The 22,585-nt window shown below is 64.1% G+C and carries 13 protein-coding genes; 8 read left to right on the top strand and 5 right to left on the bottom strand.

Features of this window, described 5'->3' with window-relative positions; genetic code table 11:
* Nucleotides 1-2 precede the first annotated feature (2 nt).
* Nucleotides 3-998, bottom strand: coding sequence for a ubiquinol oxidase subunit II (cyoA, locus tag BLT16_RS02240; protein WP_089656903.1), 996 nt, complete (start codon nt 996-998; stop codon nt 3-5).
* A 261-nt stretch (nt 999-1,259) separates the two neighbouring features.
* Here cyoA and BLT16_RS02235 point away from each other — a divergent pair, with 261 nt between their 5' ends.
* Complete coding sequence (locus BLT16_RS02235; RefSeq protein ID WP_089656902.1) at nt 1,260-1,862, top strand: class I SAM-dependent methyltransferase; 603 nt, start codon at nt 1,260-1,262, stop codon at nt 1,860-1,862.
* A gap of 10 nt (nt 1,863-1,872) precedes the next feature.
* Here BLT16_RS02235 and BLT16_RS02230 read toward each other — a convergent pair whose 3' ends face one another.
* Nucleotides 1,873-2,646, bottom strand: a complete 774-nt coding sequence (locus BLT16_RS02230; protein WP_089656901.1) for a DeoR/GlpR family DNA-binding transcription regulator — start codon at nt 2,644-2,646, stop codon at nt 1,873-1,875.
* 254 nt (nt 2,647-2,900) lie between these two features.
* On the opposite strand from BLT16_RS02230, the gene BLT16_RS02225 reads away from it, so the two are divergent.
* The 7 genes from BLT16_RS02225 to cdd all read left to right on the top strand — a co-directional run bounded on the left by BLT16_RS02225 (nt 2,901) and on the right by cdd (nt 9,637).
* A complete protein-coding gene (locus BLT16_RS02225; protein WP_089656900.1) occupies nt 2,901-3,710 on the top strand; it encodes an outer membrane protein OmpK in 810 nt (269 codons plus the stop codon).
* A gap of 36 nt (nt 3,711-3,746) precedes the next feature.
* Complete coding sequence (locus BLT16_RS02220) at nt 3,747-5,021, top strand: NupC/NupG family nucleoside CNT transporter (RefSeq protein WP_089656899.1); 1,275 nt, start codon at nt 3,747-3,749, stop codon at nt 5,019-5,021.
* Between the two features lie 75 nt (nt 5,022-5,096).
* Nucleotides 5,097-5,891, top strand: a complete 795-nt coding sequence (gene deoC, locus BLT16_RS02215; RefSeq protein ID WP_089656898.1) for a deoxyribose-phosphate aldolase — start codon at nt 5,097-5,099, stop codon at nt 5,889-5,891.
* Complete coding sequence (deoA, locus tag BLT16_RS02210; protein ID WP_089656897.1) at nt 5,891-7,219, top strand: thymidine phosphorylase; 1,329 nt, start codon at nt 5,891-5,893, stop codon at nt 7,217-7,219. Before deoC ends, deoA begins: the two co-directional genes overlap by 1 nt.
* Nucleotides 7,216-8,472, top strand: a complete 1,257-nt coding sequence (locus BLT16_RS02205; RefSeq protein WP_089656896.1) for a phosphopentomutase — start codon at nt 7,216-7,218, stop codon at nt 8,470-8,472. Before deoA ends, BLT16_RS02205 begins: the two co-directional genes overlap by 4 nt.
* Complete coding sequence (gene deoD / locus BLT16_RS02200) at nt 8,472-9,215, top strand: purine-nucleoside phosphorylase (protein ID WP_089656895.1); 744 nt, start codon at nt 8,472-8,474, stop codon at nt 9,213-9,215. The genes BLT16_RS02205 and deoD overlap by 1 nt, the downstream gene beginning before the upstream one ends.
* Nucleotides 9,212-9,637: a cytidine deaminase gene (cdd, locus tag BLT16_RS02195; RefSeq protein ID WP_089656894.1), complete on the top strand. Its 426-nt coding sequence runs from the start codon at nt 9,212-9,214 to the stop codon at nt 9,635-9,637. Before deoD ends, cdd begins: the two co-directional genes overlap by 4 nt.
* Before the next feature lie 52 nt (nt 9,638-9,689).
* On the opposite strand, the gene BLT16_RS02190 is transcribed toward cdd, so the two are convergent.
* The 3 genes from BLT16_RS02190 to BLT16_RS02180 form a co-directional block, all read right to left on the bottom strand.
* The gene (locus BLT16_RS02190) at nt 9,690-10,580 is read right to left on the bottom strand and encodes an NAD-dependent epimerase/dehydratase family protein (protein ID WP_089656893.1); all 891 of its coding nucleotides are present in this window, start codon (nt 10,578-10,580) and stop codon (nt 9,690-9,692) included.
* A gap of 77 nt (nt 10,581-10,657) precedes the next feature.
* On the bottom strand, nt 10,658-11,236 hold the full coding sequence (locus BLT16_RS21205; protein WP_422717915.1) for a hypothetical protein: 579 nt from the start codon (nt 11,234-11,236) through the stop codon (nt 10,658-10,660).
* 644 nt (nt 11,237-11,880) lie between these two features.
* Entirely contained in the window at nt 11,881-22,554 is a 10,674-nt protein-coding gene (locus BLT16_RS02180; RefSeq protein WP_089656891.1) for a two-partner secretion domain-containing protein, read from the bottom strand.
* Nucleotides 22,555-22,585: the final 31 nt, after the last annotated feature.

Genomic DNA, 22,585 nt, shown 5'->3' with positions numbered 1-22,585 from the left:
GCTTATCCCCCTGCCTCTGTGCGCGCGGGTTGGCGGCGCAGGGCGTGATGTTGATCGGCATGGTGATGTGCGACGCGATGATTGGCGGCATCGGTACGCGTGGCGGTGGCGCTCTCCACGTCATGGGAATCGCCGTGGGAGTCCGCGTGCTCGGCGCCGCCGTGGAAGCTGTGCAGCAACTGCTCATAGAGCTGCGGCGTCACACTCGAGAAGTACTCGACAGGGTGGTACTGGCTGGGCGCTGCCAGTTCGGCGTACCCCTGCGGGTAGTCGAGCTCCTGCTCGGCGTTGCGCACCTTCGCGACCCAGTCATCGAACCCCTGCTCGGAGGTCGCCAGCGCCTCGAAGGTCATGCCGGAGAAGCCCGCACCGCTGTAGTTGGTGGAACGGCCGGCATAGCGCCCAGGGTGATTGGCGATCAGGTGGACATCGTTGTCCATGCCGGCCATGGCGTAGATCTGGCTCCCTAGTTGGGGGATGAAGAAGGCGTTCATCACCGAGTCGGAACTGACCCGAAAGCGCACCGGGACATCCACCGGGAAGGCGACCTCGTTGACCGTGGCGATGCCCTGCTGGGGATAGATGAACAGCCACTTCCAGTCCATGGAGACGGCCTGGATCTCGAGGGTTTCCTCTGCAGAGGCGAGCGGCTTGTGGGGGTCGAGGGTGTGCGAGGTATGCCAGGTAAGGGCGGCCAGGACGGCGATGATCAGGCAGGGAACTACCCATACCACGGCCTCGATCCAGTTGTTATGTGCCCAGTCCGGCTGGTAGGAAGCAGGTCGCCCGCGGTGTCGATAGCGCCAGGCGAACAGCAAGGTCATGACGATGACAGGTACTACGACGATCAGCATCAGGCCAAAGGAAGTGAGAATCAGGCTGCGCTGCTCTACCCCGATCTCCCCCTTGGGATCCAGTAGCGCCGAACTGCAGCCGGCCAGCAGCAGCGATAGCGACCATAGCGCGAGGGTGCCGAGAAAACGGCGTACTTTACTCATGGGTCTCTCTCATAGGTGAGGCACGCAAAATTAGCATGCATATTTTAAGCATGCTAAATAAATGCGTGTGATTTTACCCCTTACCGCCCCAAGGGGCGGCGCCCAAGATGCGGCCAAAGTAGCCACATCGCAGCTATTGAATAAGGTAATGTTGATACGCGAAAGCGACCAAACGTCGCAGTCAGCGGTCGGGTTCGCCTTTCACAGCGCAGCGCAGTGGCCTAGAGTGGGAGAACCGCTTACTAGCCACGGGATGGATGCATGAACGTAGAGGAACGCAAGACCGCCGCCACGCCGAGTTCTCAGCGCCAGCAGCTTTCACTATTCGCACGTAACTTCTTCAAGCATCCCAGGATGCTGGGATCGATCATCCCCAGCTCACCGTTCCTGATACGTCGCCTGCTCGAACCCGTGGACTGGGAGCGCGCGCGGGTAATCGTCGAGTACGGGCCCGGTGTCGGCACCATTAGCCGCGAGATCCTGCGCCGCATGCACCCCGAGGCAATTCTGGTGGCCATCGAAACCAACGACGACTTCGTCGACTATCTGCGCACGGCCCTGCCCGATCCGCGGCTACAGCTGGTAGCGGGCTCGGCCGAAGACGTGGCGGCAATCCTCGCCGATCGTGGCTTAAGCGCCGCCGACTATGTAGTGGCGGGCATCCCGTTCAGTACCATGCCCGAGGGACTTCGTAACGGCGTGCTCAGCGCCACCCGTGACGCACTCTCTCCCCAGGGCGAACTGCTGATCTATCAATTCTCGCCCAAGGTCCTGCCCGATCTGCAGCGCAACTACCAGAACGTGCGGCGCGGCTTCGAGCCGCTCAACATACCGCCAGCTCAGGTCTACTTCTGCGAGCCGTGAGTCCTGGCAGTCAGGCCACCATCACCCGCGGCGGCTGATGCTCACTGCCGACCCGGGCATTGAGCCGCGGGGCCGCCTTGGCATCGGTCACCACCACATCGAAAGCGTCGAGTTCAGCAAACAGGGCGGGACGCACGATGCCCAGCTTGCTGGCATCGACCACCAGAATCCGGTAGAGGGCGGTCTCCAGGGCCGCCTGCTTGGGCGCCACCTCATGGAAGTGAAAACAGCTCACGCCGCGCGCCAGATCGACCCCAGCCGCCGAGATGAACGCCTTGTTGATCCCCAGTCGCCGCACCGCATCGTACATCTCGCCGCTGCCGAACGACTGCGAACTGTGGTGATAGAGCCCGCCCAGCAGCACCAACCGCACATTGGACAGGCTACCCACCGCATTGGCCACATTGAGCGCATAGGTCACCACGGTCAGCTCCTCGAACTCATCGAGCATACCCAGTAGCGGCATCAGGGTGGTGCCACAGTCGATGAACAGCGTATCGCCCTCGGCAATGAACGACGCCGCCCCCTGGCACAGCCGCTGCTTGGCCAAGTAATGACTGCCTTGCTGCTCGTCGAGATCGTAGACCGGCGCGAACTGCGGGTTGTCGGCCATCATCAGGTGACCGCCGAGGAAGGTCATGGCACCGTCGCTGGCGGCCACGTCGCGGCGAATGGTCATTTCCGAGACGCCGCACAGCTTGGCCGCCTCACTGAGATGGATGGTACCGCCCCCGGCCAGGACGTCCTGTAGCCGGGCCAGGCGCATGGCGCTTCGGCCGTTCATCTAACCCCCACCTCCCGTTTGATATGACATCGCGATCCGCACTTGCGGTGACTCCATGCTGAGCCAGGCGCCGACGAATTTCCACCGCGGCCCGGCCCAGCGCCCCCTACAGCGTCGAAATCGCGTTGAGACGTGTCGTCGAGCAAAAAAATGTTAGAAAAATAACACTAGATGTTATAGGTTTCACATATGCAGCATTCCGACTCCCGGCCCTGCGCCGGATAACCAACAATGACAACTGCCTCGAGGCCCGCATGTCTTCTCCACGCACTACCTCCCTCGCCGCCCTGGGTGCCGGCGCTCTATTCGCCTTTTCCGCTCTCCAGGCCAACGCCGCCCAACCGCTGTGGTCATTCGGCAACGTCTCGCTAAACTACCTCGACTGGTCCTCCGGTACCGAGCGACGCACCGCCGACAATGCCGCCAAGAGCGACTTTTACTTCATCGAGCTCGAAGGCGGCGTGGGCTTCGAGTGGGGCGAGTTCTACGGCTTCGTCGATCTCGAAAACCCCTCCCATGACAGCTTCGACGAGGGTAGCGACGGACGCGACAACCGCCGCACCGCGGCCAAGGTGACCTCGCATATCTATCTGAGCGACTCACCCTTCTCGGTCTATGCCCACATCTACGACTTCCGCGACTACGGCTTTAACAGCCGCGAGCAGGACCAGATCCTCGGCGCCGGCTACCGCCACACCTTCGACAATGGCCTGTGGATCAAGCCCTTCCTCGGCGCAGCAAGGGTGCAGAGCGATGGCTACACTGGCATGAACGGCTATATGGCCGGCTGGGTCGCGGGCTATGATTTCACCGCCTTCGAACAGAACTTCAGCGTTACCAACTGGCACGAGCAGACCTTCGACCGCGACAACGACTACCTCGAGCAGAACTTCGTCGGCGACCGCGCCGGGGTGGTCGGCACCAACGGTGCGCTGAGCTTGTGGTGGCACCCCAGCGAGTTGATCACCACCGGCGTGCAGTATCGCTACGCCAACAACAAGCTGGGAACGCCCAATGACTACCAGAACGCCATGATCTACTCCATCAAGCTCAACTTCCTGTAAGTTGCGCCCCCACCAGCCCGACTCGAAGGATCTCCTATGACACTCCTTATGAGCTTGGTTGGGATGATCACTCTCATCCTGATCGCCCTTGCGTTCTCTTCCGACCGCCGCGCCATCCGCTTGCGTACCGTGGGTGGCGCCTTCGCCATCCAGGCCGGCATCGGTGCCTTCGTGCTCTATGTGCCATTCGGCCAGGCCGTTCTCTACACGATTTCCGACGCCGTCAGCCAGGTGGTGACCTACGCCAACGACGGCATCGACTTCCTTTTCGGCGGCCTGGCGGATACCGACACCGTCGGCTTCGTGTTCGCCATCAAGGTGCTGCCGGTGATCATCTTCTTCTCGTCGCTGATCGCCGTGCTCTACTACATCGGCATCATGCAGTGGGTAATCCGCATCCTGGGGGGCGCGCTGCAGAAGGCGCTGGGCACCTCGCGCACAGAGTCGCTGTCGGCGACCGCCAATATCTTCGTCGGCCAGACCGAGGCGCCGCTGGTGGTGCGCCCCTTCATCGCCCGCATGACCCCTTCGCAGTTGTTCGCGGTGATGTGCGGCGGCCTGGCCTCGGTGGCCGGCTCGGTGCTGGCCGGCTACGCGGCGCTGGGGATTCCCATGGAGTACCTGGTGGCAGCCTCGTTCATGGCCGCCCCCGGCGGGCTGCTGTTCGCCAAGCTGATCATGCCCGAGACCCAGGAGCCCGAAGATAGCGTCTCCAAGGTCGAGGAGGAGCAGCAGCAAGATGAGGATCGTCCCAGCAACGTGATCGATGCCGCCGCTGCCGGCGCCACCTCGGGTCTCAAGCTGGCCGCCAATGTCGGCGCCATGCTACTCGCCTTCATCGGCCTGATCGCGCTGATCAACGGCATGCTGGGAGGCGTCGGCGGCTGGTTCGGCATGGCCGAATTGAGCCTCGAACTGATCCTCGGCTGGCTGTTCGCGCCGCTGGCCTTCCTGCTCGGCGTACCCTGGGAGGAGGCGACCCTGGCCGGCTCCTTCATCGGCCAGAAGCTGGTGGTCAATGAATTCGTCGCCTATATCAACCTGGCGCCCTATCTCGACGGCGAGCAGGTGGTGGCCGCCACCGGCCAGGTGATGAGCGCCCATACCATGGCGATTCTGTCGTTCGCGCTGTGCGGCTTCGCCAACCTGTCGTCGATCGCTATCCTGCTCGGTGGCCTCGGCAGCATCGCGCCGAGCCGCCGCCACGACATCGCCCGCTTCGGCCTCAAGGCGGTGCTCGCCGGCACCCTCTCCAACCTGATGTCGGCGTCCATCGCCGGGTTCTTCCTGGCGCTGGGTGCGCTAGGCTAGGACCACCCATCGAGCGCTGCGGCCACGTCGCCGCAGCGCCGCAGCACGCCACCTCATGACGCTATGGACACTGCCATGACCGATACCCCCCTTCAGGCCGACGCCCGCCGGGCACTGGCCCTCATGGACCTGACCAGCCTCAATGATGACGACAGCGAGGCGAGCATTGCCGCGCTATGCGCCCAGGCCGACACCCCGGTGGGCCCCCCTGCTGCGCTGTGCGTCTACCCGGCCTTCATCGCCGCCGCCCATCGCGGCCTCAGCGAGCGCGGCCTGCGCCAGCGGGTCAGGATCGCCACCGTCACCAACTTCCCCGATGGCAGCGACGACATCGCCCGCGCCGTGCGCGAGACCCGCGAGGCGGTCGCCACCGGGGCCGACGAGGTCGACGTGGTGTTCCCCTATCGCGCGCTGATGGCAGGCCAGCAGACGGTCGGTCGCGACCTGGTCGCTGCCTGCAAGGCCGCCTGCGGCGAGGCGACCCTCAAGGTGATCCTCGAGACCGGCGAGCTGGCCTCGCCGTCGTTGATCCGCCAGGCCTGCGAGCTGGCCATCGCCGGCGGTGCCGACTTCCTCAAGACCTCCACCGGCAAGGTGCCGGTCAATGCCACCCTCGAGTCCGCCGAGCTGCTGCTCGAGGCGATCGAGCGCAGCGGCGCCAATGTCGGCTTCAAGGCCGCCGGCGGGGTGCGCAGCACGCAAGACGCCGCCGCCTACCTGGCGCTGGCCGAGCGCATCATGGGCGCCGACTGGGTGAGCCCGGCGCACTTCCGCTTCGGCGCCTCGAGCCTGCTCGGCAACCTGCTCGAGACCCTGGGTGTCGAAAAAACTGTCGAGGCACCAGGGTCGGATACCCCAGGAGGCTACTGATGCTGCCCCAGGAGCTGATACGCGCCAAGCGTGACGGCCAGGCACTGCCGGCCGCGGCGCTGCGTGAGTTCATCCAGGCCATCGCCAGCGGCCAGATCGGCGATGCCCAGATCGGTGCCTTCGCCATGGCCGCCTACCTCAACGGCATGGACGACGCCGAGACGGTAGCGCTGACCGAGGCCACCCGCGACTCCGGCCAGGTGCTCGCCTGGGACGACCTCGACCTGCCCGGCCCGGTGCTCGACAAGCACTCTACCGGCGGCGTCGGTGACCTGGTGTCGTTGGTGCTGGGCCCATGGGTCGCCGCCTGCGGCGGCCATGTACCGATGATCTCGGGCCGCGGCCTTGGTCACACCGGTGGCACCCTCGACAAGCTCGAGGCGATCCCCGGCTACGACATCGCCCCCGATCAGGCGCGCTTCCGGCGCCTGGTCAAGGAGGTCGGGGTAGCGATCATCGGCCAGACCGCCGACCTGGCCCCCGCCGACAAGCGCCTCTACGCGGTGCGCGACGTCACCGCCACGGTGGAGTCGATGCCGCTGATCGTCGCCTCGATCCTCGGCAAGAAGCTGGCCTGCGGCCTCGATGCCCTGGTGATGGACGTCAAGAGCGGCAGCGGCGCCTTCATGCCCACCCATGAGGCGTCGCTTGAGCTGGCCACACGCATCGCCGAGGTCGCCAGCCAGGCCGGCACGCCTACTACCGCGCTGGTCACCGATATGAGCCAGCCGCTGGCGCCCTGCGCCGGCAACGCCGTGGAAATCCGCGAGACGCTGCGCCTGTTGCGCGGCGATGCCGGCGATAGCCGGCTGCTCGAAGTGACCCGCGCCCTGGCCGTGGAGATGCTGCTGCAGGGCCGGCTGGCCACAGATCGCCGCGACGCCGAGCACCAACTCGAGCGGGCGCTGACCTCGGGCGCCGCCGCCGAGCGCTTCGCGCGCATGGTCGCCGGCCTCGGCGGCCCCGCCGACCTGCTCGAACGTCCCGATCATTACCTCGCCGCGGCCCCGCTACAACGTGCCGTGCACGCCGAGGCGCCGGGCATCGTCCAGCGCCTCGACACCCGCGCGCTGGGCATGGCGGTGGTCGAGCTCGGCGGCGGCCGCCTGCAGGCGGGTGCCGCCATCGACCACCGCGTCGGCCTGAGTGAGATCGCCGCCATCGGCGAGCGCGTCGACGCCGAACGCCCGCTGGCGGTGATTCACGCCCGCGACGCGGCCAGCGCCGAGCGCGCCGCCAACCAGTTGCGCGCCGCCATCATCCTCGGAGACACCGCCGCGACGCCGCCCACCCTGATTCACGACGCCATTCGTCGGGAGGCTTCATGACCCGTGCCATCGTCCTGGTGCTCGACTCCTTCGGCATCGGCGCCGCCCCGGACGCCGCCGCCTTCGGCGACGCCGGCGCCGACACCCTGGGCCATATTGCCGCCGCCTGCGCCCGCGGCGAGGCCGACACCGCGCAGCGCGCGGGCCCGCTCGCACTGCCCAACCTGGCGCGCCTGGGGCTGTTCCACGCCCACCGCGACAGCAGCGGCAGCCTGGCGGCGGGCGTCACGCTGCCTGAGCGAATAGAAGGCGCCTACGGCCACGCCCGGGAGATCTCGTCGGGCAAGGACACCCCCTCCGGACACTGGGAGATCGCCGGCGTGCCGGTGCGCTTCGAGTGGGGCTACTTCGAGGATGAGCAACACAGCTTTCCCCGCGAGCTGCTCGAAGCGCTGATCGATGAGGCCGAGCTGCCTGGCGTACTCGGCGACTGCCACGCCTCGGGCACCGAGATCATCGCCCGGCTCGGCGAGGAGCACGTCGCCAGCGGCAAGCCCATCGTCTACACCTCGGCGGACTCGGTATTCCAGATCGCCGCCCATGAGCAGCACTTCGGCCTCGAGCGGCTCTACCGGCTGTGCGAGATCGCCCGCGAGCTGCTCGAGCCCTACAATATCGGCCGGGTGATTGCGCGGCCCTTCGCCGGCGACGACGCGGCGAGCTTCCAGCGTACCGCCAACCGCCGCGACTACAGCGTCGAGCCGCCCTCACCCACCGTGCTGCAGCGGCTGCATGACGCCGGCGGCGAGGTGGTCTCGGTGGGCAAGATCGCCGATATCTACGCCCACTGCGGCATCAGCCGGTCGATCAAGGCCAGCGGCCACGACGCGCTGATGGACGCCACCCTGGCCGAGGTGGCGCGCAGTGCCACCCGCGCGCCGGGCGAGCGGGTACTGATCATGACCAACTTCGTCGACTTCGACATGGTCTACGGCCACCGCCGCGACGTGGCCGGCTACGCCGCAGCACTCGAACACTTCGACGCCCGCCTGCCCGAGCTGCTGGCACGCCTCGACGCCGACGACCTGCTGATCCTCACCGCCGACCACGGCTGCGACCCCACCTGGCGCGGCACCGACCACACCCGCGAGTACGTGCCGGTACTGGCCCGCGGCGCCGGCCTGGCACCGGGCCCGCTGGGCGAGCGCCACAGCTTCGCCGATATCGGCCAGAGCCTGGCCAGCCACTTCGGCCTGGCGCCCATGGCCGACGGCGAAAGCTTTCTCTCTGCCCCCATCAAAGGAGCCTCGTGATGGCCACTCCGCATATCGACGCCGAACGCGGCGACTTCGCCGACACCGTGCTGATGCCCGGCGACCCGCTGCGCGCCCAGTACATCGCCGAGACGTTCCTCGACGACGTGCGCCAGGTGAACCGCGTGCGCAACATGTACGGCTACACCGGCCGCTACAAGGGCCGCGAGATCTCGGTGATGGGCCACGGCATGGGCATCCCCTCGGTCTCGATCTACGCCAAGGAGCTGATCACCGACTACGACGTCAAGACGCTGATTCGGGTCGGCTCCTGCGGCGCGGTGCGCGACGACGTCAAGGTACGCGACGTGGTGATCGGCATCGGCGCCTGCACCGACTCCAAGGTCAACCGGATGCGCTTCAACGACCACGACTTCGCCGCCATCGCCGACTTCGAGCTGACCCGGCACGCGGTCGACGCCGCCGCTGCCAAGGGCGTGCCGGTCAAGGTCGGCAACATCTTCTCCGCCGACCTGTTCTACAACCCCCAGACCGAGATGGTCGAGCTGATGCGCCGCTACGGCATCGTCGGCGTCGAGATGGAAGCCGCCGGCCTCTACGGCGTGGCCGCCGAGTTCGGTGCCAGGGCAGCAACGGTGTGCACGGTGTCGGACCACATCGTCAACGCCGATTCGCTGTCCAGCGCCGAGCGCCAGAACACCTTCGACGAGATGATGGAGATCGCCCTCGAGGCGGTACTGCGCGACGACGCCGCACGCCACTCAGCGGGGGGAACGCCATGAGCGAGGTATCTCGGGATATCGTCGAGCGCCTGCGGGAGATCCAGGGGCACGCCTATGTGCCCTACTCCCAGCACCCCGTCGCCGCGCTGGTGGAGAGCGCCGACGGCAACCAATTTCTCGGCTGCAACGTCGAGATCGCCAACTACAAGGGGCTGTGTGCCGAGGCCTCGGCCATCGCCGCCATGGTTGGCAGCGGCCGCCAGCAGATTCACAAGGTCTACGTCATGGGCCCCGGCGAACACCTGTGCACGCCATGCGGCGACTGCCGCCAGCGCATCCGCGAATTCGCCGGCCCCGACACCCGCATCGACGTCCTCGACGCCAACGGCCGGCACCTCAAGTCCTACAGCATGGACAAACTGCTGCCCGACTCCTTCGGGCCGGAGAATATCGGCAAGCCCTCGCCGATGTCGTCTGGGTGAGGGTGGAAGTGAGTCATCAACAAGCAGCGGCTACTGGATCAATAACACTGACCTATTGATCCAACTCCTCTCGCCAGGAGTAGCGAGGTGCGAAACCAACCAGACGCCGCGCTTTCTGGTTGCTGTAGAGGGTCTCAAACTCGCCCATTTTGCGCTTGATCGGTACTCCTGAGTAGAAGCGTTCGATCACCTGAGCGTTAGTCAGGCCCACCGACAAGTCGTCGTTGGCGACGTTGAACACCTGGTAGCCCAAGCCCTCTGTCTTCAGACAGCAGTCGACCATCTGACCCAGGTCGCGGGCGTCGATATAGGCAAAGATGTTACGGCGGCGCAGGGCGGGGTCATCAATATAGGCGGGAAAATTCTGGCGGTACTCGTGAGGTTCGATCACATTGTTGATGCGCAGGCCGTAGATATCCATCCCCGAACGCGCCTGGAATGAGCGTGCGGTCACCTCATTCACCACCTTGCTCATGGCATAGCTATCCTGAGGTACGGTGGGATGCTCTTCATCGACAGGCAGGTAGTCCGGTTGTTTCTCACCATCAGCGAAGCAAACGCCGTAGGTGGTCTCGCTGGAGGCAAAAATAACTTTGGGAATGCCCAGCTTGGTGGCGGCATCCAGCACGTTGTAGGTACTCAGCGTATTGATACGGTAGGTCTCGTTATCCGGCCGATGCAGAATGGCCGGAATAGCCGCAAAGTGAACAATGGCATCGTAACGCGGCACGCCGGTGCCCGGCTCCAGCTCGTCGAACCCAGCGTAAGCCTGGCAGGCATTAAACACCTGGCCCGCATCGGTCAGGTCGGTTTTCAAGGTAGTGATACCGGGCACGTCGGACGCCACCCAATCCAGATTGGTGACTCGATGACCTTGGTCGCGAAGATATGCCGTAGCATGACGGCCAGCTTTCCCGCTACCGCCGGTGAACAAGATACGCATAGAAGACTCCGTCCGTTATGGTGAACTACGTTACCATAGCGAAGGTGTCGCTGAAGGTAGCACCGAGGCCGCCGCGGTTATTTACAAGGCTGACTGCGCCGGTCCCGGCCAGTGAGCCGGCGCTGACCATGCCGGCAGCCACACCACCTTCGGCCAGCCCTAGCAAGCCGGAGGCCGCGGGGCCGGCCCAGGCGGCGGCGACAATGCTCACGGCGAGGGCCGCGCCCGGCCCGAGGCCGGACTGGGAGTAGCTCCAGCTGTCGTGAATGGCTTCGACGTGGCGCCAGTCGATATCGCCGCGCTGCTCCATCTCCTGCAGCCAGGCGAGGTCGGGGTTGGCCGCGGCCATGGCGTCGACGGTCTGGCGCACCGATTGGGCGTTGATACCCTCCACCTCGATGCTGATGCCCTGGGCGGCCTGGATGGCCAGTTCGCCCTGGTAGCGCAACTTCGTTCTGGCGCAGTGTCTCCCTGGTCGTGCCTTCGCCGCTGGCCGATTGCCGCACGAAGTTGCTCTTGCTGCGCTCGTGGGATTCCTGGCGCAGGTCGCTGGCCATATCGAAGGCGATATTGCCGCCGCTGAGCAGGGCCAGGTCCTGGCCGGCGTCCAGCCGTGCGCCGCGGTAGGACTGGTCGCCGCCGCTGACGAGGGCGATATCGTCGCCTGCACTGATCTGGGTGCCGACTTCGCGGATATCGCGGACTTCATCGCGCTGGTGGCGGCCACTACGAAGCAGTCCGCCACTGCGGCGGTACTCGTAGAGGGAGTAGTCCTCCTCCTGGGCAGTCAGCAGGTCGATCCGGTTACCGGCCATCAGGGCTGCGCTGCCACCCGCCTGCAACTGGCTGGCGGTGAGGCGTAGATCGTTGCCGGCTTGCAGGCTTGCAGGCTGATACCGCGGCCGGCGGAGAGAGCCAGGTCGTCGCCGACATTTAACTGGGCGGCGCGTAGACCAGGGTCACCAGCACGGTAACGGTGTCGGGTACTTGAGCAGTTAATGCACCGAGACTGCCCCCTCACTCCTTTCTCCTGCGTGCCGGAGGATAGCGATCAGGGTGCTTTCGATAGTATAAAGTATTGAATGTATCGACAGCGCACCCTAAAACAAAAAACAAGAAGAATCCGACTGCCCATATACGGTGCCATCTTTGGGTTCCTTCCCCATATCCTCTTAACTCAGCATCGAACAACTCATATGCCCATTCCAACACAGTCACACTGTTCCAAAAAAACAGCCCCCCTATCAAACAGGTCATTAAGAACTTGGCCTGCCTTTTAAAATATGAAGACCACTCCCACTTATTCATTTTCACTGTCACCACTCTCTCTAAATCCTGTAATGCTAAACAAAGATGGAGCATGGCCAACGCCTATTTGAACACTCCTTCCTATAGCCTCTGAGGTTGGAATAGGAGCTTGGAAAGATGGCACTGGTTGCGTATACGGAACAGTTGAAGAATGCGGAGTTAGGAAGTGCGGGATATCGATGCTTCTCGGTATATCTTGCAAAAAACGCTGAGCTTGTGTGCCAGCTGCCGAGCCAGCACCGCCTCCAATAGAACCAACGATCCCACTAGATATTATCGAATGGTTTTCATCGTAAATACTATTCGTCGTCGCTGTATGAGACATGCTTCCCAAAGACCCCGCTGCCGCATGGCTTCCAACTCCACCAGCACGTCCAGGGATCGCTCCAAAGATTGCCGAGTTAACGCCTGCGGAAATCGTTTGCCCCATTCGGAAATCGCCTCCTCCAAGTGCCTGTCCGATGAGATCGAAGGCGACTCCCGCACCTCCGTCGATAGCAGCATCGCGCATCGTGAAGTTGCCGATCGTTTGCAGGCCAAGACGTGCGCCGCTACCGACCCCGCCGGCACCCAAGAGCAGTTGAATATCACCGGTAAATGGCGTGGCGCCACCACCCGCTACTCCCCATTGCACCTGTTCATGTAACGCATCCAGCGAGGGCAAGTCGTGACCAAAAGAGAAAATCTCCTCTTGGTGCTGTACGGCTTGGCCGTAGCCGTATGGCGTGGCGCCGCCGAAGATGCCGAGTCCTCGAGCCCCCGGCGAGACTATATTGAACAAGCCGGCATCCTGGAATTGCTCGGGCGTGGCGTGGAAGGGGTAGGTGGCGTCACCGAAGGCGGTGATGGGGCTCCCGTCCTGCCATGTCAGCGGTTGATCCTGATGTACCGCCGCCAGGCCAAGAGCTGCTGTATAGGCGGTTTGTAGATCGGCGAGGAAACGCTGCTCAAAGGGACTGCTCCCGTTATTCAACTGGGTCAACAATTCGTTGAAGCGCTGGGTGGTTTCCTGGTCCAACAACGAGCCGGATGCCAAGATCAGGAGTTCTTCCCACGAGACATCACCGAGCTGAGGCGCACCGAGTTCGGTCTCCATTAGCGCGGCCTGCTCAGCAAGCAGATCACGTTCACGCGGGTGTAACTGCCGATTGTAGGACTCCACCTGCCCGGCGATAAAGGCACCGTCGTTCACATCACCGCCCGCCAGCTCCGCTGCGACGATACCGACGATCTGGGCGGCTGCATTGCTGAATTCGGCTCGGCTGGCATCACTCATGAGCTCATTAACGAGGGCTTCACTGGCCCCCGCCGCCAGCGCGCCGGTAGCGAAGTCGCCGCCCATGGCTTCGCTGACGCTGCCGCCGATCAGGGCGTGCAGGGCGATCTTCTGCGGGGCGCCTTCTTGCCACAGTTGCTCGTTGGCAAGGTCGCCCACGGCATTGAACAGCACGCCGCTGACCACATGTGCCACGGCGTTCTCGAGGCTATCGCCGAGATGATCGCCGAAGCTACCTCCGGCGATGGCGGTGCGGATGCCGGCATCGATGGCGGCCTGGGTGGCGCGCTGCCCGGCGAAGCGGGCGATGTCGCTACCGTTGCCGAAGCTGAGGTTAAGGTTGGTGGTGGCGCCGGTAGTAGAATTGGTCTGCGTTCCCCAGACGCGGTCGGTCATGCCACGGGTGGCACCGGCCGTCAAGGCGGCGGTGGCGGCACCGCGCAGGCTGTCGCTGGAGAAGGTGTCGCCAAGGGCCGCGCCGAGGTCGCCGCCATGGTTGGCTAGGCTGACCGCGCCGGTACCAGCCAGGGAGCCGGCGCCGGCGCTGACCATGCCGGCAGCCACACCACCTTCGGCCAGCCCCAGCAAGCCGGAGGCCGCCGGGCCGGCCCAGGCGGCCGCCACAATGCTCACGGCCAGTGCCGCCCCCGGCCCGAGGCCGGACTGGGAGTAGCTCCAGCTGTCGTGGATGGCCTTGACCTGTTGCCAGTCGATATCGCCGCGCTGCTCCATCTCCTGCAGCCAGGCGAGGTCGGGGTTGGCCTCAGCCATGGCGTCGACGGTCTGGCGCACCGCTTGGGCGTTGATGGCCTCCACCTCGATGCTGATGCCCTGGGCGGCCTGAATGGCCAGTTCGCCCTGATAGCGCAACTCGTTCTGGCGCAGCGTCTCCTTGGTCGTGCCGTCGCCGCTGGCGGATTGGCGCACGAAGTTGCTCTTGCTGCGCTCGTGGGATTCCTGGCGCAGGTCGCTGGCCATATCGAAGGTGATATTGCCGCCGCTGAGTAGCGCCAGGTCCTGGCCGGCGTCCAGCCTTACGCCGCGGTAGGACTGGTCGCCGCCGCTGACGAGGGCGATATCGTCGCCTGCGCTGATCTGGGTGCCCACTTCACGGATATCGCGGACTTCGTCGCGCTGGTGGCGGCTGCTGAATAGGCCGCTGCGGCGGTACTCGTAGAGGGAGTAGTCCTCCTCCTGGGCAGTCAGCAGGTCGATCCGGTTACCGGCCATCAGGGCTGCGCTGCCACCGGCCTGCAGCTGGCTGGCGGTGAGGCGTAGATCGTTGCCGGCTTGTAGGTTCAGGTCGCCACCGGCCTCGAGGGTGGTGGATTGCACCCGGGTCTGGCTGTCGATGGTGTGGGTGCGCCCCCGGCGCGTCTCTTCGTACTGCTGGGAGCGCCCGGCTTCAAGGCTGATATCGCGCCCGGCGGAGAGGGTCAGATCGTCGCCGGCATTGAGCTGGGCGGCACGCGCAGTGATGTCCTGCCCGGCGAGGAGCGCAAGGCTGCCGCCGATCTCCAGTTGGGTGCCGATCTCTTCACTTTCCCGGGTCGTGTTGCGCCATGAGCGTAGGCTCTCTTGCGTCGTCAATGTCTCGAGGCTCAGGTCGCGACCGGCACTGAGCAGGCCGCTGCCCTGGGCGCTGACGTCGACCGCCGTGAGGGTGAGATCACGCCCGGCGTCGAGCATCAGGTCGTTACCTGCCGACAGGGTCGCTGCACGCTCAATCTCGGTGCTGCTGAGACGATAACCGCGGTTGACCTGTTCGCTGACCAAGGTGCTGGTGATATCCAGGTCACGACCGGCGCCGAGCCGAAGATCGCCGGCGCTGTCGAGGTCGGCACCGACGACGCTCAGGTCACGGCCGGCGGTGGCGCTCAAGCGGCCACCAGCCTCCGTGACGTAGAGCCCGGCCAGGCGCTCCGAGGTGCTGGCCAGCGTCAAATCGCGCCCAGCCTGTAGCGCCAGTGAGTCGCCGGCGGTTATCTGGCCACCGATATTGTCGAGATCGTTGCGTGCGTCGAGGCCGACCCGATTACCACCGATGCGGCCACCCAGGTTGGCGATGTTCTCCGCCGTCAGCGAGACGAGCTCACGGCCGGCGAGGGTGCCCGTATTACGGATGTCGTCCGCTACATCCAGCGCCAGGGAGTTCCCGGCAATCAAGGTGCCATCACCTTGCAGGTCACCCTCGCGAACCCGGACATAGACCTGGGGCACCAGCACCTCGACCGTACTGCCATCGTCGAGTGTCACGGTTTGCTCGACCAGCCAGACAATATCGCTGGTGAGCTGGGCCATCTGCTCGGCAGTCAAAGCCACGCCGGGACGCAAGCCATGCTGCTCGGCGAAGGTAATGCCAGCATTCATCAGTGCCCGATACTGATCGTCATCGTTGCCATGGCCTGCCAGGTAGCGCTGCCCGGTCAACTGCATGATCTGCTCGTTGACCACGCGCTGCTCGTAAAAGCCATCGCCCAGGCGCTTATGGGTCGTGCTCGGATCACTCTTCAGCGCATTGAGCATATAGTCCGATCCGAGCCACTCACGCTGGTTGGTGAAGCGAGGGTCGGTCTCGACCAGATAGTGAGCCGTAGGCGCGGGATTGACCTGAAAGAGGCTGTTGGCCGGCAGGTTGATAGTGGGCATCACGCTGCGGATCACGCCGAGTGGCTCAGCATCCGTAGCACTCGCCGTGGATCCCCCCACCATGTCGTTGAAAAGCGCCGTCAGCCTCTCTACATCACCCTCGTCGAGAGAGTGATGGCTCGCCACCAGCCTCTGAATATCTGCCGGCATGGCGGCCAGCCCTTCGAGGTCCCCCCGCACGCTCGCTATCCAGTCACCAAGCGCCAGGCTGCTTTCGGCGTTAGCCGCGGGCGGACGCAAGGCGGGCACTTCGATCACGCTAGCACCAGACCTGTTGGTCTGGAGACTCACCTGAGCGCCATTTGCGCCCTGAGCAGAGGCATTGAGGGACGCGGCACTATGAGCGGCTGGCTGGGCACCACTGCCATTGACAGTACGGTTACCACCAACTGCTGCGATAGGTAGAGCAAAGGTGCCAACCTCTCCAGAGTAGGAGTAGGCCTGCCAGTCGCTCCATGTACGTGAGTATAAGCGCCCGCCACAACCGTGCTCACCTTGGCAAATTCCACTACCCGAAGGAGCACTGCTTCGCATGAAACCACTCTCATCAACATAGCGCACGCCTTGCGCTTCGAGGTTCTCTAGTTGCTCGAGATCGCCTCCAAGTGCACCACCGGCCAAGATCTGGCTCTTGTCATTGACCAGTTTTCCACCACTCAGGTGTATATCGCCACCGGCAAGAATCTGACCTGGCTGAGAGTGCACTACTTGGCTTTCGTATTCAGTGCGTTCGGTATTGTATTCCGTCCAGCGAGTGATCGTCTGCCCCATCCAAGGGTCATCCGGTTCCCGATAACGGTATCCCCCTTCAACATAGTCATTCATTCGAAGATTAACCTGCCCCAAACGGGCAAATTCGCTTTCGGGCAATTTCTCGTCCCACCCAGAGGGTTGGATATAGCGTCGTCGTGACAAATCAGACACCTGGACGAGTTCGGTTTTGAAATGCTCATTGGTGTTGTCTAGCCGTGCAGTAGACAGGCTTAGATTGCCAAGCGCCTCGATGGTCGCGCTGGCGTTGCGCACCCGCCCGGCCTGCCCCCTGGCCCGGCCGCTGGCGTTCAACGAGCCGCCGATGGCCATATCGCCAGCGCTGAAGATAAGCGCGTCATCGCGATTCGTCAGGTTACCCACGCCGAGGTCCAGTCGCTCGCGGGCGGCGATCACGGCGGCCTGTCCGTCTTCATTATCGTTGTTAAGAGTACCTGCCTCGATTCCCAGCCGATCGCCGTAGATACGCCCGCTACCGAGATTTTCGAGCACATCGGCGGCGATAAGGGTCACTACCCCGTCGATCAGGCCGCGATTGGTCAGGTGCCCGGCATCGATATGGGTAGTGGTGCCGGAGAGCTCGCCACTGGCGGCATTGATCAGTCGTGCGGCATCGATGTCGAGGGTTTCACCAGCCCTCAACTTTCCTTGGTTGTCGATCGTACCCGAGGTCGCAAGATGGAGATCGCCCGCCGCCATCAGTTCGCCGCCCTCGGCGAGGGTGAAATCGCTGGCCAGCCGCAGTGCCAGGTCGCCCAGCGACAGGACGCGGCCATCGCCGGTCAGCTTTGCCGTCGTCAGATCGAGGGATCGATCTGCGATCAGGGTGCCATCACGGTTATCGATGTCATTAGCGCGTATGGCCAGCGTATCGAGCGAGGAGATCAGGCCATCGCGGTTGTTCACGCCTGCATCCACCTGAATGTCGGCCAGTCGGTCGGCGCGAATGGTGCCTTGGCGGTTGTCGAGCTCACCGGCCTCCAGCTGAATCGCGCGCGCCTCGATGCCTTGATCGTCGCCCTGGGTCTGGCGATTGCTTACCTGGCTCGCGCTTACCTCCAGCGTCTTCCCGGCGCGAATCAAGCCGCCCTGATTACTCAGGGTGCCGCCGATGTCGAGGCTCGCGTCATCCAGGGTCTGGAGTTGGCCACCCCGGTTGTCGAGGCTAGCAGCCGCGAGTTGCATATCGGCTTCGCTAAGTAGTGCGCCGCCGTTGCGATTGGTCACGGAGCTGGCCTGGAGGTCGAGCCTCGTGCCGGCACCGATCAGGCCCGCCGTGTTGTCGAGCCCCCCCACCGTCAGCGACACGTCGCCTTCGCCCAGGATCGTGCCAGCCTGCGTATTGAGCAGCGCCTTGTCGTAGGTGTCGAGGGATAGATCGCCACCCGCTTGCAGCGTGCCGCCGGCGTTGTTGAACTCGCCGCTGGCTAGCTCGAGCGACTCCCGAGCGGCAATCAGACCACTACGGTTGTCCAGGCTGCGCGCTTGAGTATCGAGGTCTGTCCGGGTAGCAACGATCTCTCCGTCGTGATTGTCGAGGGCACGACTGAGCGAGGTTAGCTCACCGCCTGCTTCAATACGGCCCCGACGGTTATTGATGGCCCCGTCGATGTTCAGGGCGAGATCGCCCTCGAGGGACGCGATCAGGCCATCGACGTTGACGAGAGAGGCAGCCGCAAGCGTGGCGTCGCGAGAAGCCAGGACGCGGCCTCCGCTGTTGTCGAGTCGCCCGTCGGCGTCCAGCGCCAAGCTCCCGCCAGCGAGGACCTCACCTTGCCGATTGTCCAGTTCATCGCTGTCCAGGCTCAGGTTACCTGCCGCCTGCAGCATACCCGAGCGATTGACGAGATCACCGACATCGGCGGAAAGATCGGCGTGGCTAACGATCCATCCCTCGAGGTTATCCAGCTCTTCGCGAATCGCCAACAGTAGCTCGCCATCATCGCCATGCTGCGACATCTCACCCCGCTGGTGACTGAGTCGCCCGGCCTGAACGGCAATTTGCTTGGCACTGGTAACGGCGCCATCGAGGTCGATGCTATCGGCCGTCAGCGTCAATTCGCCCTGGCTGACCATCAAGCCATCGCTACCGTCTATACGCGTGGCGTCGATCCGTGCCTCGCCGTCCCCGGCATGCACAATCTCGCCATCTTGGTTGGTCAAGGTGCCGGCAATATCGAGCGTCAGGCCGCCAGCGGTTTCCACCCGGCCCTGGGTATTGTCGAGTGCCCCAGCCTCAACCGTCAGTTGGCCTTGCAGTGCACCGAGCATTCCCGAGCGATTGTCCAGCGATGCCGCGCGCAGCGCGATACCTTGCTCGCCGATCAGGTCACCGCCGCGGTTGTCGACGCTGCCGGAAGCGGCAACGCTGAGTTGGCCGCCGGTGACGAGTTCGCCGCGACGATTGTTGATGCCGCCGGTATCCAGCCGCAGCCCCTCAATGGCTTGCAGTGTGCCGTCCCGGTTGTCGATGTCGCCGGCAGTGATATCGAGCCCGGCATTGCTGGCGATCCGCCCTTCGGTGTTGTCCAGCGCCTGGCCGATGCTAAGCGTCAGGTCATCGGCATCGCCGAACTGCTGCATCTCGCCCTGGCGGTGGCTAAGGTTCTCGGCGTGCAGGGCGATGGACTCGGCGCTGGTCGTCGCACCATCCAGAACAATATCTCTGGCATCCAGCGTTAGATCGCCCTGGCTGACAATCAAGCCATCGTTGCCGGCGATATGGGTGGCGTCGATCTGGGCCTCGCCCTGGCCGGCATGGATAATCTCGCCCGCTTCGTTAGTCAGAGTACCGGCGATATCGAGGGTCAGATCGTCCGATGCCTCCAGGCGGCCCTGAGTGTTATCGAGCTCCGCCACCTGGGCATTAAGCGCGCCGCCATTGGCGCTGATCAGGCCAGCGGTGTTGTCCAGCCCACTGGCGGCAACGTCGATACGCTCGGCCCGCCACTGCCCCTGGGTATTGTCGATATCGCCGCTGGCTTCAACGGCCAGGGCACCGCCGGCGACGATATCGCCATCGCGGTTGTTGAGGCGGCCGGCGTTGATGCGAATATCGTCCACTGCCTGCAGGGTGCCGGCGGTATTGGTCAGGTTCTGGGCAGTGATATCCAGCCCGGCGTTACCGGCGATCAGCCCTTCGGTGTTGTCCAGCGATTGGCCGATGTTCAGTGTCAGGTCATCGGCATCGCCGAACTGCTGCATCTCGCCCTGGCGGTGGCTAAGGTTCTCGGCGTGCAGGGCGATGGACTCGGCGCTGGTCGTCGCACCGTCGAGCACGATATCTTGAGCTACAAGGGACAGCTCGCCCTGGCTGGCGATCAGGCCATCACTGCCGGCGATATGGGTGGCGTCGATCTGCGCCATGCCGTCACCGGCATGCACGATCTCGCCGTCTGCGTTGGTCAGTGTGCCAGCGATATCGAGGCGCAGATCGCCGGCGGTTTCCAGGCGGCCCTGGGTGTTATCGAGCTCATCAAGCTGCGCATACAAATCGCCGCCATGGGCGCTGATCAGGCCAGCGGTGTTGTCCAGCCCGCTAGCGGCAATATCGATACGTTGGGCTCGCCACTGCCCCTGGGTGTTGTCGATATCCCCGCTAGCCTCGACGGCCAGGTCAGCGCCGGCGACGATATCGCCATCGCGGTTGTTGAGGCGGCCGGCGTTGAGGGTGAGATCGTCCACTGCCTGCAGGATGCCAGCGGTATTGGTCAGGTTCTGGGCAGTGATATTCAGCCCGGCGTTGCTGGCGATCAGCCCTTCGGTGTTGTCCAGCGCCTGGCCGATGCTAAGCATCAGGTCATCGGCATCGCCGAACTGCTGCATCTCGCCCTGGCGGTGGCTAAGGCTCTCGGCGTTCAGGGCGATGGAGTCGGCGCTGGTTGCGGCGCCATCCAGGACGATATCCTCGCCACGCAAGGCAAGACGCCCTTGGCTGGCGATCAGGCCATCGCTGCCCTCCACCCGCGAGGCATCAATGTTGGCCTCGCCTTGGCCGGCATGGATAATTTCGCCCGTTTCGTTGGTCAGTGTATCGGCGATATCGAGGCGCAGATCGCCGGCAGTTTCCAGGCGGCCCTGGGTGTTATTGAGCTCATCAAGCTGCGCATACAAGTCGCCGCCATGGGCACTGATCAAGCCGGCGGTATTGTCCAGCCCGCTGCCGGCAATATCGATACGCTCTGCTCGCCACTGCCCCTGGGTATTGTCGATATCACCGCTGGCCTCAACGGCCAGGCTTGCGCCGGCGACGATATCGCCATCGCGGTTGTTGAGGCGGCCGGCGTTGAGGGTGAGATCGTCCAGCGCCTGCAGGGTGCCGTCGGTGTTATCGATGGTCTGGGCCGCAATATCGAGCCCGCTTTTGCTGGCCACTCGCCCTGAAGTGTTATCGAGAGCGTCCAGCCGTAACGCCAGCGAGTTCTCGCCATGCTGTACGATGTCGCCGCCGATATTGGATAGGCTGCCCACATCGAGAGTGAGCCTGGCGGCGGCGACACTGGCGCCATCGGTGCGCAACGTGCCGGGAGTTCTCGTGTTGAGCGCCTCTTGAGCGGAGAGGGTCGCGCCGCTGGCATCGATACCCGCTTGGCCCGCCACGATATCGATCTCGCGGGCCTGGGTATGAGTGTCACGCAGTGCCACGGTCTCCGCCTCGGCATAGACCCCACCGGCAGCGATATGCCGCCCGCTGCCGTCGATGCCCTGGGTCGCCGACATCGTGAGGTCGCCAGTGGCGTTCCACGTCCCATCATCGCGCACGCCGGCGGCGAGCAGTGAGTCGCTGTCGCTGCTCAGGGTAGCCGCCGATAGCTGGATGTCGTTCCCCGCGGTGATCGTGCCACTGTCGCGATTGGCCAGCTCGCCGTCACTGGTCACGACGAGTGTGTCACCGGCACGCAACGAGCCGTGGTTGGCGATAGCGTCGCGGCTGGCTAGCTGCATATCGCCCTGAGAGGCGATCTGCCCACGATTGGTAATGCGTCCATCCGCGGCGACCACGATCTCATTGGCGGCCATGTCACCGGCATGATGGACACCGACACCCCGCTCGGTGGCCATGAGATGGATCTTGCCGGCGTACATGCCGCCGAGGTGGGCCACATCGATGGCGACCTCCGGTGCCGCCCCCTGGCCATCGATAGTATCGATCGCTTGGCGGTCGGCGCTGATGCGATTGGCACCGGTGACGATCTCGAGTTCCTCTGCCCATACCCCGGCCTGAACCTCGGCGGCACGGGCAAGAATGGCAGCATAGTCGGCATCGCCTGCGTCGAAGCCGTTGCCGTGAATCCTGACTGAGCCGCCCTCGACGCGGTAACCCTCCAGCGCGCCGTTGCGATATTGCGGCTGGCCGGTGGTCAGGGTAATACCCTGGGCGTTGATGAAGCCGGCCCCGTTGACATCGATACCGGCTGGGTTGGCAATGACCACCTCGGCGCGCCTGCCGGCGACCTCTACGGCACCATGCAGCCGGCTCGGGTTCGAGGAGTTGACTTCGTTGACGATGACCCGGGCCTCGCCGTTGGCGAGATTGGGGTTGCCCTGGACCCAGCCACCGATCTGGGTCGGCGCTGCGTTGCGGGCGTTGTTGAGGATCGCACCCTTGCCATCCACGTCGAACTGGCGATAGGCGTTGCGTGACACGCCCTTGGCATTGGGGGAGGTGATATTGACCTGAGGGGTGCCATTGGCACTATTCACGACATGGGGGCGTTGGCTACCTGGGGCGCTGCGGTCGGGAGCGATCTGGGCATGTACCGGCACTGCCACCAAGCCGAGCGCCAGCATGACGCTCCAGGTCAGTGGTCTGAAGTACCCCAGGATCGAGCAGCGTATGACCGGCGCTGGCGGAATGTGGCAACGTGGTGTCGCTACACCATCTCGGCCTTCCGAGCTGGCGGCCTCGGACGCGACCACCCAGCGCCCCTTGACCTTGTTGAAGATTAGGCGATAGCAGTGTCGGTTCATTCCCTTTCCCTCACATGCAAACGATCCCTAT

It is taken from the genome of Franzmannia pantelleriensis (genome assembly GCF_900102875.1).
Classification (GTDB): Bacteria; Pseudomonadota; Gammaproteobacteria; order Pseudomonadales; family Halomonadaceae; genus Franzmannia; species Franzmannia pantelleriensis.
This window is presented reverse-complemented; position numbering and strand designations above follow the sequence as displayed.